This is a genomic window from Pseudomonas frederiksbergensis (assembly GCF_000802155.2).
Lineage (GTDB): Bacteria > Pseudomonadota > Gammaproteobacteria > Pseudomonadales > Pseudomonadaceae > Aquipseudomonas > Aquipseudomonas frederiksbergensis_A.
This window is the reverse complement of the sequence record NZ_JQGJ02000005.1, coordinates 414,242-429,949: the sequence shown is the minus strand read 5'-3', so window position 1 is coordinate 429,949 and position 15,708 is coordinate 414,242. Positions and strand designations below refer to the sequence as shown.

General features: G+C 62.6%; 14 protein-coding genes. All 14 read left to right on the top strand.

Annotated features, from left to right (window positions below):
* Window positions 1-11: 11 nt before the first annotated feature.
* Window positions 12-1,376 carry a DUF1329 domain-containing protein gene (locus tag JZ00_RS12970; RefSeq protein WP_039589553.1) on the top strand — a complete coding sequence of 455 codons (1,365 nt, stop codon included), beginning with the start codon at window positions 12-14 and terminating at the stop codon, window positions 1,374-1,376.
* Between the two features lie 71 nt (window positions 1,377-1,447).
* Window positions 1,448-2,551, top strand: a complete 1,104-nt coding sequence (locus JZ00_RS12965; RefSeq protein ID WP_039589558.1) for a WD40/YVTN/BNR-like repeat-containing protein — start codon at window positions 1,448-1,450, stop codon at window positions 2,549-2,551.
* Between the two features lie 4 nt (window positions 2,552-2,555).
* On the top strand, window positions 2,556-5,090 hold the full coding sequence (locus JZ00_RS12960; protein ID WP_039589559.1) for an efflux RND transporter permease subunit: 2,535 nt from the start codon (window positions 2,556-2,558) through the stop codon (window positions 5,088-5,090).
* A 126-nt stretch (window positions 5,091-5,216) separates the two neighbouring features.
* Entirely contained in the window at window positions 5,217-6,419 is a 1,203-nt protein-coding gene (locus tag JZ00_RS12955; protein ID WP_039589561.1) for an MFS transporter, read from the top strand.
* A gap of 39 nt (window positions 6,420-6,458) precedes the next feature.
* Window positions 6,459-7,532 carry an aromatic ring-hydroxylating dioxygenase subunit alpha gene (locus JZ00_RS12950; RefSeq protein ID WP_039589562.1) on the top strand — a complete coding sequence of 358 codons (1,074 nt, stop codon included), beginning with the start codon at window positions 6,459-6,461 and terminating at the stop codon, window positions 7,530-7,532.
* Window positions 7,529-8,572 carry an aromatic ring-hydroxylating dioxygenase subunit alpha gene (locus tag JZ00_RS12945; RefSeq protein WP_039589564.1) on the top strand — a complete coding sequence of 348 codons (1,044 nt, stop codon included), beginning with the start codon at window positions 7,529-7,531 and terminating at the stop codon, window positions 8,570-8,572. Before JZ00_RS12950 ends, JZ00_RS12945 begins: the two co-directional genes overlap by 4 nt.
* Window positions 8,572-9,525, top strand: coding sequence for a PDR/VanB family oxidoreductase (locus tag JZ00_RS12940; RefSeq protein WP_039589566.1), 954 nt, complete (start codon window positions 8,572-8,574; stop codon window positions 9,523-9,525). The genes JZ00_RS12945 and JZ00_RS12940 overlap by 1 nt, the downstream gene beginning before the upstream one ends.
* 63 nt (window positions 9,526-9,588) lie before the next feature.
* The gene (locus JZ00_RS12935; RefSeq protein WP_039590040.1) at window positions 9,589-10,161 is read left to right on the top strand and encodes a cupin domain-containing protein; all 573 of its coding nucleotides are present in this window, start codon (window positions 9,589-9,591) and stop codon (window positions 10,159-10,161) included.
* Entirely contained in the window at window positions 10,158-11,150 is a 993-nt protein-coding gene (locus tag JZ00_RS12930; RefSeq protein WP_039589568.1) for a fumarylacetoacetate hydrolase family protein, read from the top strand. The genes JZ00_RS12935 and JZ00_RS12930 overlap by 4 nt, the downstream gene beginning before the upstream one ends.
* Window positions 11,141-12,148 carry an NAD-dependent epimerase/dehydratase family protein gene (locus tag JZ00_RS12925; protein WP_039589571.1) on the top strand — a complete coding sequence of 336 codons (1,008 nt, stop codon included), beginning with the start codon at window positions 11,141-11,143 and terminating at the stop codon, window positions 12,146-12,148. The genes JZ00_RS12930 and JZ00_RS12925 overlap by 10 nt, the downstream gene beginning before the upstream one ends.
* On the top strand, window positions 12,135-12,920 hold the full coding sequence (locus tag JZ00_RS12920) for a cyclase family protein (RefSeq protein ID WP_039589572.1): 786 nt from the start codon (window positions 12,135-12,137) through the stop codon (window positions 12,918-12,920). Before JZ00_RS12925 ends, JZ00_RS12920 begins: the two co-directional genes overlap by 14 nt.
* Complete coding sequence (locus JZ00_RS12915; RefSeq protein ID WP_039589573.1) at window positions 12,917-13,648, top strand: FadR/GntR family transcriptional regulator; 732 nt, start codon at window positions 12,917-12,919, stop codon at window positions 13,646-13,648. Before JZ00_RS12920 ends, JZ00_RS12915 begins: the two co-directional genes overlap by 4 nt.
* On the top strand, window positions 13,645-14,595 hold the full coding sequence (locus JZ00_RS12910; protein WP_082112081.1) for a LysR family transcriptional regulator: 951 nt from the start codon (window positions 13,645-13,647) through the stop codon (window positions 14,593-14,595). The genes JZ00_RS12915 and JZ00_RS12910 overlap by 4 nt, the downstream gene beginning before the upstream one ends.
* A gap of 99 nt (window positions 14,596-14,694) precedes the next feature.
* Complete coding sequence (locus JZ00_RS12905) at window positions 14,695-15,705, top strand: ornithine cyclodeaminase family protein (protein ID WP_039589574.1); 1,011 nt, start codon at window positions 14,695-14,697, stop codon at window positions 15,703-15,705.
* Window positions 15,706-15,708 lie beyond the last annotated feature (3 nt).

Here is a 15,708-nt window from a genome sequence, read left to right as displayed (position 1 = left end):
AGGATTTGCGCATGACCATTCAGTTCACTCTAAAGGCCTTGTGCTTAACCCTGCTGGCCGCCGCCGCGCCGATGGCCTTGGCCGCCAGCGCCGAACAAGCGGCCGCGCTGGGCAAGACCCTGACGCCCTTCGGTGCCGAGAAAGCCGGCAATGCCGATGGCAGCATTCCGGCCTGGGACGGTGGCTACACCAAGGTTGATCCAGGCTACGTCCCGGGCGGCAAACGCAGCGATCCGTTTGCCGCAGACAAACCCTTGTACAGCATCACTGCCCAGAACCTGGCCAAGTACGCCGACAAGCTCAGCGACGGCACCAAGGAGCTGTTCAAGCGTTTCCCGGACACCTATCGCATCGATGTCTATCCGACCCGGCGCACGGCGGCCGCGCCGCAGTGGGTCTATGACAACACGTTCAAGAATGCGACCCGCGCCAAACTGGTCGACAGCAGCGCCGGCCTGATCCCCGATGGTGCCTACGGCGGGATCCCGTTTCCGATTCCACAGAACGGCACCGAAGCGATCTGGAACCATTTGCTGAACTGGCGCGGCACCTCGGTGGCGGGGCATTTCCGCCACTATCTGATGACTGCCGACGGCAACCAGGTGATGACCAGCGACGGCCTGTTGACCCAGGAAATGCCCTACTACTTCCAGGAGGGCGGCCCTGAAAATTACTCGGGCGACTACTGGCTGGTGCACTTCGTCAATCTTGGCCCGGCGATTCGTGCCGGCGAGCAGATCCTTGGGCGTGAAAACATCAACGGCGACAAATCCCAGGCTCATGTCTACCTGAGCGGCCAGCGCCGGGTGCGCACGCTCCCCAACGCTTGCTGTGATACGCCGACGCCTTCCACCGCCGGGGTCATGTCCTTCGATGAGCTGAGCGTGTGGGGCGGGCGCACGGACCGCTTCGACTGGAAGCTGGTTGGCAAGCAGGAGATCTATGTCCCCTACAACACCAACAAGGTGCAGAACGCTGCCCAGCCGCAGGACCTGTTGGGCAAGCATCATCTGAACCCCGATTACGTGCGCTGGGAGTTGCACCGCGTCTGGGTGGTCGAGTCGACGGTGGCCGCCGGCAAGCGCCATCAGTTGCCCAAGGGCCGCTACTACCTCGACGAGGACACTTGGCAAGCCCTGCTCGCCGATCGCTGGGACGCCAGCGGTCAACTGGCCAAGACCCTCTGGTCGCTGCCTTCCGTGCTGCCCGACCTGCCAGGCCTGGTGCAACTGTCCTCCGGTTTCTACGACCTGACCTCCGGTGCGTGGTTTATCCAGAATCTCTATGCGGGGTTGCCGGACCAGTATCGCGCGGTTGATCGCTACAAGGTCTCGGAGTTCTCGCCGGCGGCAATGGCTGGGCGCGGCGTGCGTTAGACCTGAGCCGAGAGTGAAGGGCAGGCCTGTCGGGCTGCCCTTGGGATACGAGTGTTTGTCCGAGGTAGGTTATGAACAGAATCAGTCAGGCGAGCGCGTTGCTCCTGGCCCTGCATTTGCCCTTCGCCACGAGTGAGTGCCTGGCCGGCACGGCTGTCGTGGACGTGCCGCTGAATACCCCTGCCATGCAGGTACCGGCTGCGCAGAACGGCGTTTTGATCGGCCTGGCGCGTGCAGGTACACGTCTCGTTGCGGTGGGCGAGCGCGGCCTGGTGCTACTCTCCGACGACAACGGGCAAAGCTGGCGCCAGGCTTCGGTGCCAGTGTCGGTGAGCCTGACGGCGGTGCAGTTTGTCGATGCGCGACAGGGCTGGGCGGTCGGCCACACAGGCGTTGTGCTGACGACGCGTGATGGCGGCGAGCACTGGACGCTGCAGCTCGACGGCGTGCGCGTGGCACGGCTCGAACTGGATGCCGCCAAGGCTGAGCAGGCCACGGCAGCCAACCCGGACGACGCCCTGGCACGGGTACAAAATGCCGAGCGTCTTGTTGCCGATGGGGCGGACAAACCGTTCCTGGCGCTCCAGTTCATCGATGCGCATCGTGGGGTGATTGTTGGGGCCTACGGCTTGGCGCTGCAGACCACCGATGGCGGTGCGACCTGGCAGTCATTGATGGGGAGCATCGCCAACCCGAGCGGCTTGCACTTGTACGCCATCAGTGTTCAGGGACCGCGTTGGTTCCTGGCGGGTGAGCAGGGCTACCTGGCGCGCTCGGACGACGACGCGATGTCGTTCAGCCAGTTGGACAGCCCTTACGAAGGCAGTTTCTTCACGCTGCAGAGTCGTGCCGACGGCGCGCTGGTGGTCGCCGGCCTGAAGGGCAATGCCTTTATCTCCCAGGACGCTGGTGCAAGTTTCCAGCGCCTGTCAGTTCCCGTACCCATCTCCTTCAACGACTCCATCCGCCTGGCCGACGGCCAACTGCTGCTGGTCAACCAGGGCGGCATGCTGTTTCGCAACAGCGAGCAGACCGGAGCAGCGCTGCTGCCACTGGGCAAACCCTTGGGCAAACCTGTTTCAAGTGTGATCGAGGCCGCCGATGGCAGTCTGATCGTTGCCGGTTTCACCGGGCTGCAGCGTCTCGCGCAGCCAGCCACTGCCGCTTCGGAGTGAGGTTATGACGTCCCCTGGTAAGTTTTTCCAGTCCCCAGCGAATGCGCTCGATGACTTTGATCCGCGTTCCGGCTCGGTGCTCGAACGAGCATTGTTCAACCATCGTCTGTGGGTGTTGCTGCTGTGCCTTGCGACCACGCTGGTGCTGGGTTGGCAGTCCAGCCGTGTCGAGCTCAATGCCAGTTTCGAAAAAATGATTCCCACCCATCACCCCTATATCGCCAACTACCTTGAGCACCAGAAGGAGTTGAGCGGGCTGGGCAATGCGGTGCGCATCGCCGTGGTCAACAAGCGGGGCGAGATCTATGACGCTGACTACCTCAAGACCTTGCAGGCATTGAGCGACAAGATCTACCTGCTGCCCGGTGTCGATCGCGCCTACATGAAGTCGTTATGGACGCCCGCCACACGCTGGGTCGCGGTGACAGAAGCGGGTCTGGAGGGTGGGCCGGTCATTCCGGACAACTACGATGGCGGCGCAGCAAGCCTTTCGGCATTGCGGCGCAACGTGCAGTTGTCCAACGAAATCGGCCAACTGGTGGCGTTCGACCAGGCATCGAGCATCATCCAAGTACCGCTGCTGCAGCGGACTCCCGATGGTCAACCATTGGACTACACCCGGCTGTCGCAACAGTTGGAGTCGTTGCGCAGCCAATACCAGAGCGACAGCATCGACATCCGCATCACCGGTTTCGCCAAGAAAGTCGGCGATCTCATCGCCGGCCTGCGGCAGATCCTGATCTTCTTCGCCGTGGCGATCCTGATCACCACGGTGGTGCTTTATTGGTACACCCGCTGCATTCGCAGCACCCTGTTGGTGGTGTTCTGCTCGTTGGTGGCGGTGGTCTGGCAGCTCGGCTTGCTGCCGCTGCTGGATTATCAACTGGATCCCTACTCAGTGCTGGTGCCGTTCCTGGTGTTTGCCATTGGCATGAGCCATGGCGCACAGAAGATGAACGGCATCATGCAGGATATCGGGCGCGGCATGCACCGGGTCGTCGCCGCGCGCTTTACCTTCCGCCGTCTGTTCCTTGCCGGTCTTACCGCGCTGCTGTGTGATGCGGTGGGTTTCGCGGTGCTGATGATCATCAAGATCCAGGTGATCCAGGACCTGGCGATGATCGCCAGCATCGGCGTCGCGGTGCTGATCTTCACCAACTTGATCCTGCTGCCGATACTGCTTTCCTATGTCGGGGTCAGCGGCCGCGCGGCGCAACTGAGCCTGAAAAGCGAGCACGCTGAACAAGCGGGCCAGCATCGCCACGGGTTTTGGCGTTTCCTCGACCTGTTCACCCAGCGCCGCTGGGCAGCGTTGTGCATCGCCCTGAGCCTGGCGTTGGCGACGCTCGGCTTCATCGTCAGCCTGCAGTTGAAAGTCGGTGATCTGGATGCGGGCGCGCCGGAGCTACGGGCCGACTCACGCTACAACCAGGATGATGCATTCCTGACCCGGCATTACGGCGCCAGCAGCGATCTGTTCGCGGTGATGATCAAGACCCCCGCCGGCGCCTGTTCGCGCTATGACATCTTGAACAAAGTCGATGCCCTCGACTGGCAGTTGCGCACCTTGCCAGGGGTGGATTCGACCAACTCCCTGGCGTTGCTCAACCGCCGCATGCTGGTGGGCCTGAGCGAAGGCAGCCCGAAGTGGTACGAACTGCAGAACAACCAGGCGATGCTCAATATGGTCACCGCCGGGGCGCCACGCGGGTTGTACAACGAAGACTGCAGCCTGCTGACCTTGTACGCCTACCTTTCCGACCACAAGGCGCAAACCCTCAGCGGCCTGGTGGATCACGTCGAACAATTTGCCGCCGCTAACAATACCGACGACGTCCAGTTCCTCCTGGCTGCCGGTAATGCCGGGATCGAGGCCGCGACCAATATTGTAGTCAAGCAGGCCAATCGGGAAATGCTGTTCTGGGTCTACGGTGCGGTGATCCTGCTCTGTCTGATCACCTTCCGCTCCTGGCGCGCCACGGTGTGTGCGGTGATTCCGCTGATGCTCACCTCGATCCTCTGTGAAGCGCTGATGGTCTGGCTGAACATCGGCGTCAAGGTCGCGACCCTGCCGGTGATCGCCCTCGGCGTGGGCATCGGCGTCGACTATGCGCTGTACGTGATGAGCATCCTGCTCGGCCATATGCGCCAGGGCACCAGCCTGTCGGAGGCGTATTACCGGGCGCTGCTGTCCACCGGCAAGGTGGTGATGCTGACCGGTGTGACCCTGGCGATCGGCGTGGCCACCTGGATGTTTTCGCCGATCAAGTTCCAGGCCGACATGGGCGTGCTGCTGGCGTTCATGTTCGTCTGGAACATGGTCGGTGCGCTGGTCCTGTTGCCGGCCCTGGCGCACTTCCTGTTGCCGAGCGAGCGGATCAGCCGGGAACAGACGTCGGCGGAACCCAGCCTGACGACAAGCGTGCCGCTCACGCCTGCCTTGGTCGAGGAGGGCGATTGCGTGCAGCGGGCCCTTGGTTCGCAGACCCCGGACCACGACCAACGCGCAACGCCCGCCGCCCAACCCATTGCGTCATGACAATAAGAAAGGACGTTCCCATGCCTCGCATGTATCAATTCCAGCAGCATCTCTGGCTAGCGCTTCGAACCGGTCTGATCGCTTACGGGGTGGCGTTCTGCGCGACCCAACCACCGGAGGTGCGTGATGAACGTTGAACGCCAGGCGCGGTTGCCGCAGTCCTTGTTGCTGTTGCTCGGCAGTTGCTTGCCGGTCCTGGGGGCTGTGCTGCTGGCCCCCGTCCTGCCGCAAATGCAGGAACACTTCGCTGACACCCAGGGCGTCGCGGTGCTGGTTCCCATCGCCCTGACGCTACCGGCGCTAATGATTGCCCTGTTTGCACCCTTCGCCGGAATCATCGCCGACCGACTCGGGCGCAAGCCGTTGCTGATCGGTGCGATGTGCCTCTACACCATCTGTGGCGTGCTGCCGCTCTGGCTGGATTCGTTGCAGGCGATCGTAGTCAGTCGCGCCGGCATCGGCCTGGCCGAGGCAGCGATCATGACCTGCTGCACCACGATGATGGGCGACTACTACAGCGGCGCGCGGCGCGAACGCATGTTCGCCCTGCAAATGGTGGCGACCTCCTTGTCGGCGGCGATTTTCATTGCCGTCGGGGGAGTGCTCGGCGAACACGGCTGGCGTACACCGTTTGCGTTGTATGGGTTGGGGCTGGTGTTGCTGCCGCTGATGGCCTGGTTGCTGTGGGAGCCGCGTGGGCATGCGGTCATCGAGAAGAAGGCGATAAGCAGGGCATTTCCCTGGCGCACCTTGGCGCCGTTGTATGTCCTGGCATTCCTGGCGGGCTTGAGCCTGTTCATCGTGCCGGTACAAGTCGGTTATTTGCTCAACCTGCTGCATGTCGAAGGGTCGCAGCGGATCGGCTTGACCATGGGCGCCAATCAGCTCGGTGTATTGATTGGCGCGTTGAGTTTCCGTCTGTTCAGTGGCGTGCCGGCACACCGGCAGATGCTCCTGGCTTTCGTCGCCGCTGGTATGGGCGACGGGTTGTTGGCGGTGGCCGACAGCCATGGCTGGGTGGTGATCGCCGTACTGATCAACGGCCTGGGTATTGGCCTGATGATGCCGACCCTGCTCACCTGGATCATGGCCCAAGTCGATTTCCAGCAGCGCGGCCGCGCCGCCGGCGGCTTCACGGCGATGTTCTTCGCCGGTGAGTTCGCCAGCCCGCTGGTGGTGCTGGCGATCACCGGTGGGTTGAGCAGCGCCTTGCCCGCCGCGTTGGGAATCGTTGCGGGTGTTCAGTTTGTGGTGGCTGTGGCCTGTATGCGGTTGCGCGGCAGCGGGTCGGCTTTTCCCGCTGCGGCAGCCGCAGAGCTTGATCGCTGATCTCACGTCTCAAGAAAACAAGAACAAGAGGAGAGCAACATGAGTTATTTGCTCAACACCTGGTACATCGCCGGGTGGGCGGACGAGCTGGCGCCAGGGTCGATGCTTGGCAGGACCATCGTCGAACAACCCATGGTCTTCTTTCGCGACAGCCAGGGGCGGATCCAAGCGCTGGCTGATCGTTGCCCGCACCGTTTTGCCCCGCTGCACATGGGAAAGATTGTCGGTGACAGCGTTCAGTGCCCGTACCACGGCTTGCGTTTCGATGGCAGCGGCCAATGTACGCACAATCCCCATGGCGAAGGAAACATCCCCAAGGCCGCCTGTGTTAGCGGCTTCGCGGTGGTTGAGCGCCACGGGGCTATCTGGGTCTGGCCAGGCGATCGTCACCTGGCCAGCGGCACCTTGATTCCTGATTTCTCTTTCCTCGACCAGGCGCCAACCCACGCCAAGGGGCATGGGTATCTGCCGACGCGCGCGCACTACGAACTGCTGTCCGACAACATCATGGACCTGAGCCACGTTGATTTCCTGCACCCGGACACGCTCGGTGGCGGAGCCTTGTCACGCACGCGCGCCGACATCGAGGAATTGCCCAACGATCGCGTGCGCATCAGTTGGTGGGCGCCGGACGATGTGCCGCCGCCGGCGTTCGGCGCTCACCTTGAAGACCCGACCCGGGCAGACGTCTGGGCTGAAGTCATCTGGCACGCACCCGGTCTGATGTTGCTGGGCAGTGGCGCCACGCCTCCAGGGCGCCCCAGGGAAGAGGGACCCGTGACCTGGAACCTGCATCTGATGACGCCGCAGGACGCGGCCAACACCCATTATTTCTTCGCCAACACGCGCAGTTTCGAGCAGGACAATGCGCAGTTGAATGCCTTCGTCCAGGACATGTTGATCGGTATTTTTGCCGGTGAGGACAAACCCATGGTCGAGGCTCAACAGCGCCAGCTTGGCGAGGTTGAACTGCTTGGCCTTAACCCGGTGCTGTTGCCAGTCGATGCAGGGGCCGTGCGCTGTCGACGTGTCCTGCGTCGGCTGATTGAAACCGAGCGTGCGACGACGCACGCCAGCCCGTCATCAAGCTTTGAAAAAGAGGAATCGCGATGAGCTTTTTACGCAACACCTGGTACGCAGCCGCCTGGGGCACCGAGGTCAAGGCCGGGGAGCTGTTCCAACGAACCCTGCTCAATGAACCCGTGGTGTTTTTCCGCGATACCCAAGGTAGTGCCCAAGCCATTTCCGATCGCTGCCCTCACCGTTTCGCGCCCCTGGGCATGGGAATCCTCAAAGGCGATGCGGTGCGTTGTCCGTACCACGGCCTGGAATTCGATGGCAGTGGCGCCTGTGTGCATAACCCCCACGGCGATGGTGCAATTCCCAAGGCGGCAAAGGTCAAGGCCTACCCGCTGGTCGAACGCTACAGCCTGCTGTGGATCTGGATGGGTGATCCACACTTGGCCGATGCGACGCTGATTCCGGATTTCAATTGCATGGATGAAGACCATTGGTATGTCGGCAAACGCTACCTGCACGCGAAAGCCAACTACGTGCTGGAAACCGACAACATCATGGACCTGAGTCATATCGAGTTCTTGCATCCGTCTACGTTGGGTGGCGATGGCGTCAAGGGTGCATTGACCAGCGTGCAAGAGGAGGGCAACACCGTTTGGTCCAATCGCCAGACGGTTGCGGAAATCATGCCGGAGTTCCTCTACACCGCCTGGAACATTCCTCAGGGCACACCAGTGGACCGTTGGATCGATGTGCGTTGGGATGCGCCTGCGAACATGTTGCTGTTTTCCGGCGCAGTGGCGACCGGTCTCCCCAGGGATAAGGGCGTTTCCACACCGATTCCGCACCTCTTCACCCCGGAGACCGAGACCACGACTCACTATTGGTTCTCAGTCTGTTTTCCCAAGGCAATGGGCGAATTCGCCGAGCGATTCGCTGACGAACAAGCGGCCGCGATCAACCGGCCCTTTACCGATGAAGACTTGCCAATGCTCGAGGCCCAGCAGCGCATGATGGGCGATGCTTCGTTCTGGGACTTGAAACCGGTCCTGCTGATCGGTGATGCAGGCGCCATCCGCGCGCGGCGTGTACTCGATCGGATGATTGCTGCCGAGCAGCCTGCGGGTGCCAAGTGATGATTGAAGTCGTCGTCACCCGCAAGCGTCGCGAAGCCGAAGGCATCTACAGTTTCGAACTGGCCCCGGTCGACGATTCCATGCTGCCTGCCTTCAGCGCCGGCTCGCATATCGACGTGTATCTGCCCAATGGCCTGGTGCGCCAGTACTCGCTGTGCAATCACCCCGAAGAACGCCACCGCTACCTGTTGGGCGTGTTACTCGACCCGGCGTCTCGCGGCGGTTCGCAGGCCATGCACGAGCAGGTGCATGAAGGTAGTCGCCTGCGCATCAGCGAGCCATGCAACCTGTTCCCTCTGGAACATGGGGCAGGGTACAGCGTGCTGTTCGCGGGCGGCATCGGCATCACGCCGATCCTCTGCATGGCCGAACGCCTTGCGCGGATCGGCGCGCCTTTCGAGCTGCACTATTGCGGTCGCTCGGCCGGGCGCATGGCCTTTATCGAGTACATCCGCCATTCGGCGTTTGCCAATTGCGTGCACGTTCATGTGGACGACGGCGAGGATGCCCAGCGCCTCGACAGTGCTCGGGTTCTGTCCGTGCAGGCCAGTGATCGTCACCTGTACGTCTGTGGCCCCAACGGCTTCATGGAGCATGTGCTCGGCACGGCGCGCGCGCAGGGCTGGGCCGAGGCGCAACTGCACCGCGAGTACTTTACCGCCGCCGCTGCGCCGGTCAGCGAGGCGGGCGGTTTCGAGGTGCAACTGGCTAGCACCGGACAGTGTTTCCAAGTGCCGGCCACGCTCAGCGTTGCCCAGGTGTTGCTGGAGGCCGGCATCGACATCCCGTTGTCTTGCGAACAGGGCATCTGTGGTACCTGCCTCACGCGCGTACTGGAGGGCGAGCCGGACCATCGTGACATGTTCCTGACCGATGCCGAGCGGGCCCGCAACGACCAGTTCACGCCTTGCTGCTCCCGTGCGAAGAGCGCGCGGCTGGTGCTGGATCTTTAAGGTTTTTACATGGATTCATCGTTACCCGCTGGCGCGTTTCGCCAACTGATTGAGGACTCGAACATGCAACAGCTTCCTGGTTTCAAACGCGTGGTCACCGGGCACGATGCCCAAGGCTTGGCGGTGGTCGCGCTCAGCGGACCAACGCCCAACAGCTTTCCGCTCAAGGCCGTGCCCGGCACGGTCTTCCATGAGATTTGGAACAGCGGCGCGAGCCCGGCCATGCTGGATAACGGCAACGACCCCACCAACAAGCCGCTTCAACTGAGCCCCGCACCATTGGGCAGTGTGATCCGGGTGGTGGATATTCCGCCCGACAGCGTGCAGAACCAGGTCAGCGCCGAGGATGCTGCGGCGGCATTCGCCGAAATTGGTCAGGCCCATGCTGGCACGGGACAGGCGGGTTCCAAACACAAGCTGATGCACCGCACCGAAACGCTTGATTACGGCGTTGTCACGGAGGGCGAGGTGTGGCTGGTGCTCGATGGCGAGGAAGTGCATCTCAAGCGCGGTGACATCGTCGTGCAGCGCGGCACCAACCACGCCTGGAGCAATCGCACCGAGCAGATGGCGCGCATGCTGTTTGTGCTGCTCGATGGTCGCTTCGCCCCCGAGCTGCAAGGAGAACTGGCATGAAGCTCAGCACCCTGAAAGATCACAGCCGTGACGGTCGCCTACTGGTGGTGTCGCGCGACCTGGCCTGGGCGGTGGAGGCCAGTGACATCGCCGGGACACTGCAGGAGGCCATCGAGCATTGGCCGAGCGTTGAAGCCGCTTTGCGCGCTCGCTATGACGCCCTGAACGAAGGCTCGCTGGCCGGGGCCTTTGCCTTTGATCCGCAACAAGCCGCCGCACCCTTGCCACGTGCCTGGCAGTGGCTGGACGCCTCGTCTTTTCTCAGTCATGGCGAGCGGATGCAGAAGGCTTTTGGGCTGGATCCGATCGAAGGTGTTGAACACACGCCGCTGATGTATCAGGGCTGTGGCGATGACTTTCTGGGGGCTCACGACGATATCGTGCTGCCCAGTGAAACCCATGGCATCGACTTCGAAGGTGAATTCGCCGTGGTGGTCGATGAGGTTCCCATGGGTTGCTCGGCGCAAGAGGCCGCCGGCCATATCCGGCTCATCGTGCAAGTCAACGACGTCAGCTTGCGCGCACTTGCCCCCCGAGAGATGAAGACGGGCTTCGGGTTTATCCAGGCCAAATCCTCGTCAAGTTTTGCCCCGGTGGCAATCACCCCCGACGAGTTGGGTGAGGCCTGGCGCGACGGGCGTGTGCACTTGCCGTTGAAGGTTGAATGGAACGGCCAGTGGTTCGGTCATGCCCAGGGCGGTGCCATGCATTTCGGCTTTCATCAGTTGATCGCCCATGCAGCACTGACCCGGCGCCTCAGGGCCGGCTGCGTGATCGGTTCCGGCACGGTTTCCAATGCTGACCCCACTGTGGGCGCTGCCTGCATTGCCGAACGTCGTGCCGTCGAGATGATCGAGCACGGCGCGCCACGGACGTCCTTCATGCGCTTTGGCGACCGCGTGCGCATGGAGGTCCTCGATCTGCAAGGTCAGTCGGTGTTCGGGGCGATAGACCAGTGCATCGTGCGCGGAGGCTTCCCATGCGCGTGATGATTACCGGGGCCAATGGTTTTGTTGGCCGGGCGCTGGTGAAACGATTGCTCGAAACCAACGAGTTACAAGGCCGGTCGATCAGCGCGTTGATCCTGTTGGATAAAGAGTTGGTGGGGTTTGCTGAGGACAAGCGCATGCGCCGGCATTGCGGCAGTGTGACCGACGCCGCTTTATTGCGCCGAGCGCTGGCTGATGGCATCGATGTGGTCTTTCACTTGGTCAGCATTCCGGGTGGCGCAGCCGAGCAGCATTATTCACTGGGTTATCAGGTCAACCTGCTGGCAAGCCTGGAATTGCTCGACCAACTGCGCGAACAGCCTGGTCGGCCGGTACTGGTGTACGCCAGCAGCGTGGCGGTATACGGCGGCGATCTGCCGGCCCGCATGGATGAGCGTGCGGCGCCGCGCCCGCAGTTGAGCTACGGTACGCACAAGACGATGGTGGAAATGGCACTCAACGACCTTGCCCGACGGGGCGAGGTGGACGGTCGTGCCGTGCGCCTGCCCGGCATTGTCGCCCGTCCACGTGAACCCAATGGGCTGCGCTCGGCGTTCATGAGCGATCTGCTGCATGCCTTTGCCGAAGGCGAGCCGTATTGCTGCCCGGTGTCGCCGCAGGCACAGGCGTGGTGGATGTCGGTGCGGTGCTGCGTCGATAACCTGTTGCGAGCCGCCGAACTGCCGACCGCCGAGCTCGGCGAATCACGCGTCTGGCAACTGCCGTTGTTGCACCTGTCCATTGCCCAGGTCATCGATGCCCTGGCCGCCGCTTTCGGCCAGGAACGTCGCGCGCTGATCAGTTTCGCACCGGACGCTGGACTGCAAGCGTTGTTCGGCAGCTTCCCAGCAATGAAAACCCCTCAGGCCCGTGCCCTTGGCTTTCGCCATGACGGCTCGGCTGCCGCCTTGATACGAAACAGTTTGAAAGCTGCTGCCCCGGCGCGCCGTGTGCGTGGGCGGGTGGGGCTTGGAGTGAGCGAAAATGCAATCAACTAAACGCCGCCTCGTGGACCTGTCCGTCACCCTGGACAACAATCCCTACACCGATCCGCCGCCATTGCTGCCGAAAATCGACTACATGGACCATCAGCAAGGCTGGCCGGAAATGGCCGCGATGTTTCCTGGCCTGTCCAAGGCGCAACTGCCTGGCGATGAGTCCTGGGCGGCTGAGCGCCTGCAGATCACCACGCACAGCGGTACGCACATGGACGCCCCTTGGCATTACGCCTCGACGACGGACGGCGGCAAGCCGGCTTTCGGCATCGATGAGCTGCCGCTGGATTGGTGCCTGCAACCGGGCGTGAAGCTGGACTTTCGTCATTTACCGGATGGCCATGTGGTCAACGCCGCACAAGTGCAAGCCGAGCTGGAGCGTATTGGCCATGTTCTACGGCCGCTGGACATTGTCCTGGTCAACACCCGTGCCGGCGCGCTGTTCGGCCAGCCAGGGTATCTGGACGCCGGGGTCGGCATCGGCCGTGAGGCCACGTTGTACTTGCTGGAACGCGGCGTGCGCGTGGTCGGCACCGATGCCTGGAGCTGGGACGCGCCGTTCAAGTACACCCGCGAACGCTTCGCCGCCACGGGCGACGCCTCGATCATCTGGGAAGGGCACAAGGCCGGACGCGACATCGGCTACGGCCAGATGGAAAAACTGGCCAACCTGGAATGTCTGCCGGCCCATGGTTTCCAGGTGTCGTGTTTCCCCTACAAGATCAGGCACGCCTCGGCCGGTTTCGTCCGCGCCGTAGCGATTTTCGAGGAATGAACGTGCCAGCGGCCGGTGGGAAAAAGCGCGCTAGCCTCTCCCAGGGGCTTGAGACGCTGCTGTCAGAGCGCATTCTTGAGGGCCGGCTGCGTGGCGGTGAGCAGTTGCCCACCGAGTCGGCCCTCATGCTCGAGCATGGTATCAGTAGAACCGTGGTGCGTGAGGCCATGTCGCGTCTACAGGCCGCTGGTATGGTTGAGACACGCCACGGCATCGGCACGTTTGTGCGCGGTAGCACCCTGTCGCTGGGGGCCTTCATCGACCCGGCTACCCTCGGCATCATCACTGACTCGCTGGCGATCATGGAGTTTCGGATCGGTCTTGAGGTGGAAGCCGCCGGGCTCGCCGCCCAGCGATGTAGCCCGGATCAGTTGGCGGGGTTGCGGGTGCTGCTCGATCAGCTCGGCCTGCCTGCAGTCAGCGTCAATGATCGGGCCGCACTGGATTTCCAGTTCCATTTGAGCATTGCCCAGGCGACCGGCAATCACTACATCCCCGACACGCTGCTCAACCTGGGGGAGGTCATCATCCCCCGCAGCCGACTGGATTCCGCGCGGCTGTTTCACGATGAGCCGCAGCACTACGAACAGCGCATGCAAAGCGAGCACGAACAGATTTACCAGGCGATCTTCAATCAGGACGCTGAGTGTGCGCGTGCCGCGATGCGCCTGCACCTTCAGGACAGTCGCGAGTACCTGGACCAGGCCCGCCTAGAGTTGATGACATGACGGATAACCAGAGCTACCCGGTGCCGGACACGGCCACGCAGCCGCCTGCCACGGCGCTCACCATCATCGATCCTCGCTGGACCTTGTTCGTCCGTGTCGTGGCGGCTGGCAGTCTCAGCAAAGCAGCCGTGCTGCTGGACATGCCGCAGTCCATGGTGAGTCGCAATATTGCCCTGCTCGAATCGCAATGTGGCGAACGCCTGTTCCATCGCACCGGGCGCGGGGTGGTGCTGACTGAATTTGGCGAGCAGTTGCTGCCCTGTATATCGGATCTTCTGGCGAACGCTGAAAGCCTTGCCGACGACATTCGCAACCTGCGTGGAAAACCGGTGGGGGAGGTGGTGGTGGGCATGTTGCCTTCCGCGGTGCGCCGGTTTGCGGGGACGCTCTTTTCTGCGGTGCGCGCGCAGATGCCCGGGGTGAGATTGCACCTGATCGAGGGCGCGAGCGCTCAACTTGAAGAGCAGTTGCACGATGGTCGTCTGGATATGGCGCTGGTGCTGCGCGAGAGCGAGGCAAGCATCGGCCAAGCCCATCTGTTGGCCAGGCTACCGCTGCATCTGGTAGGACCCGCCGCCGATCCTCTGTTCGAAAATCGAGACATTGCGCTGGAAAATCTATCGGGGCTGCCATTGGTCGTGCCTGGGCGGCCGCATCTGCTGAGGGCCAGGCTCGATCATTTGGCTGCCGAGCAAGGCGTGGAGCTGTGCGTGGCCGTGGAAGCCGACTCGGTCCAGCTCCAGTACGAAGTCGTCGCGGCAGGCGGAGGCTTTGCGATTGCCTCTGTGCTGCCCGGCTCGCTGGATCAACGACTGATTTCATCGCGCATTATCGAGCCCGTGTTGGAGCGCTTTGTCGTGCTGGTCGAGTCGCCCCGTCGCCCTTTGACCCGTGCTTCCCGTGAAGTGCGACGGCTGATCTGCAATCTGTCCATGCCATCGATTTAAGCGATAGCTGCTTTGCATCCCCAGCAGTATTCGACGGGGGGCGCGCCTCGTAGGGTGTCAGTCAATCAACGACTGATCCCCGATTGCGAGGTTAGCGCTATGCATCACGCCCAAAAGTCCCAAGTCATTGCCCCGACGCTTTTTCTCAGCGACGCCGATGTGGCCTCGCTCGCCGACTGGAGCACCGCCGTTGCCGCGCTCGCCGAGGCGTACGCGCACCCTGCATCGGATGCCATGGTGCCGCCTCGCTCCATGGCCCGGGGCGACGGTATCTGGCTGCGCAGTTTGACCGCTGTACCTCCAACTGGCGGCCATATGGGCTGCAAGTTGATCGCGGCTTCCATGCGGGCGCGCTGCGCCAGCTACCTGATCGCATTGTTCAACCAGCAAACCATGGCGCTCAGTGCCCTGATCGATGGCAATCGGGTGACGGGTTTGCGCACCGCGGCAACCGCTGCGCTGGCAGTCGATTTGCTGGCGCCCAAGCGCGCGCTGCGGGTGGGGGTGATTGGCTCGGGGTTTGAGGCCCGTGGCGCGTTGGACTGCCTCAAGTCCGTGCGCGATGTGGCCCAAGTCCGGGTGTTCAGCCCAACGCCCGCGAGCCGCGAGCGGTTTGCCGAGAGCTTCAGGCCGGGGCTGGACATCCAGGCGGTGAACAGCGCGCAAGAAGCTGTGCAGGACTGCGACGTGGTGATTTGTGCCGCCCGCAGTCGTGACGAATCTCCGGTCCTGCAAGGCGCCTGGCTTTGCCCTGGGGCCACGGTTGTGTCGTTGGGTTCCACCTTGCCTGAGCAACGTGAGGTTGACCCGGTCACGATGGAGCGAGCCGTCTGCATCGTCGCGGATATGCCGCAAGAGGTACTTCACGATACCGGCGACGCCATTGCTGCGATCAGCGCCGGTGTTTATGTCGCCGACAAATTGGTCGCGCTGTCGGACCTGGTGGCGGGTCGTGTCAACCCGCGCCAGAACGCAAGCGACATCGTCCTCTACAAATCGGTGGGCTCGGCGCTGCAGGACGTCGTCATCGCACAAGCGCTATATGAGCGCGCCAGGCAACAAGGCCTCGGCATCGAGCTGCCTGCCAGCATTGTCCCTGTCTCGAAATAACCC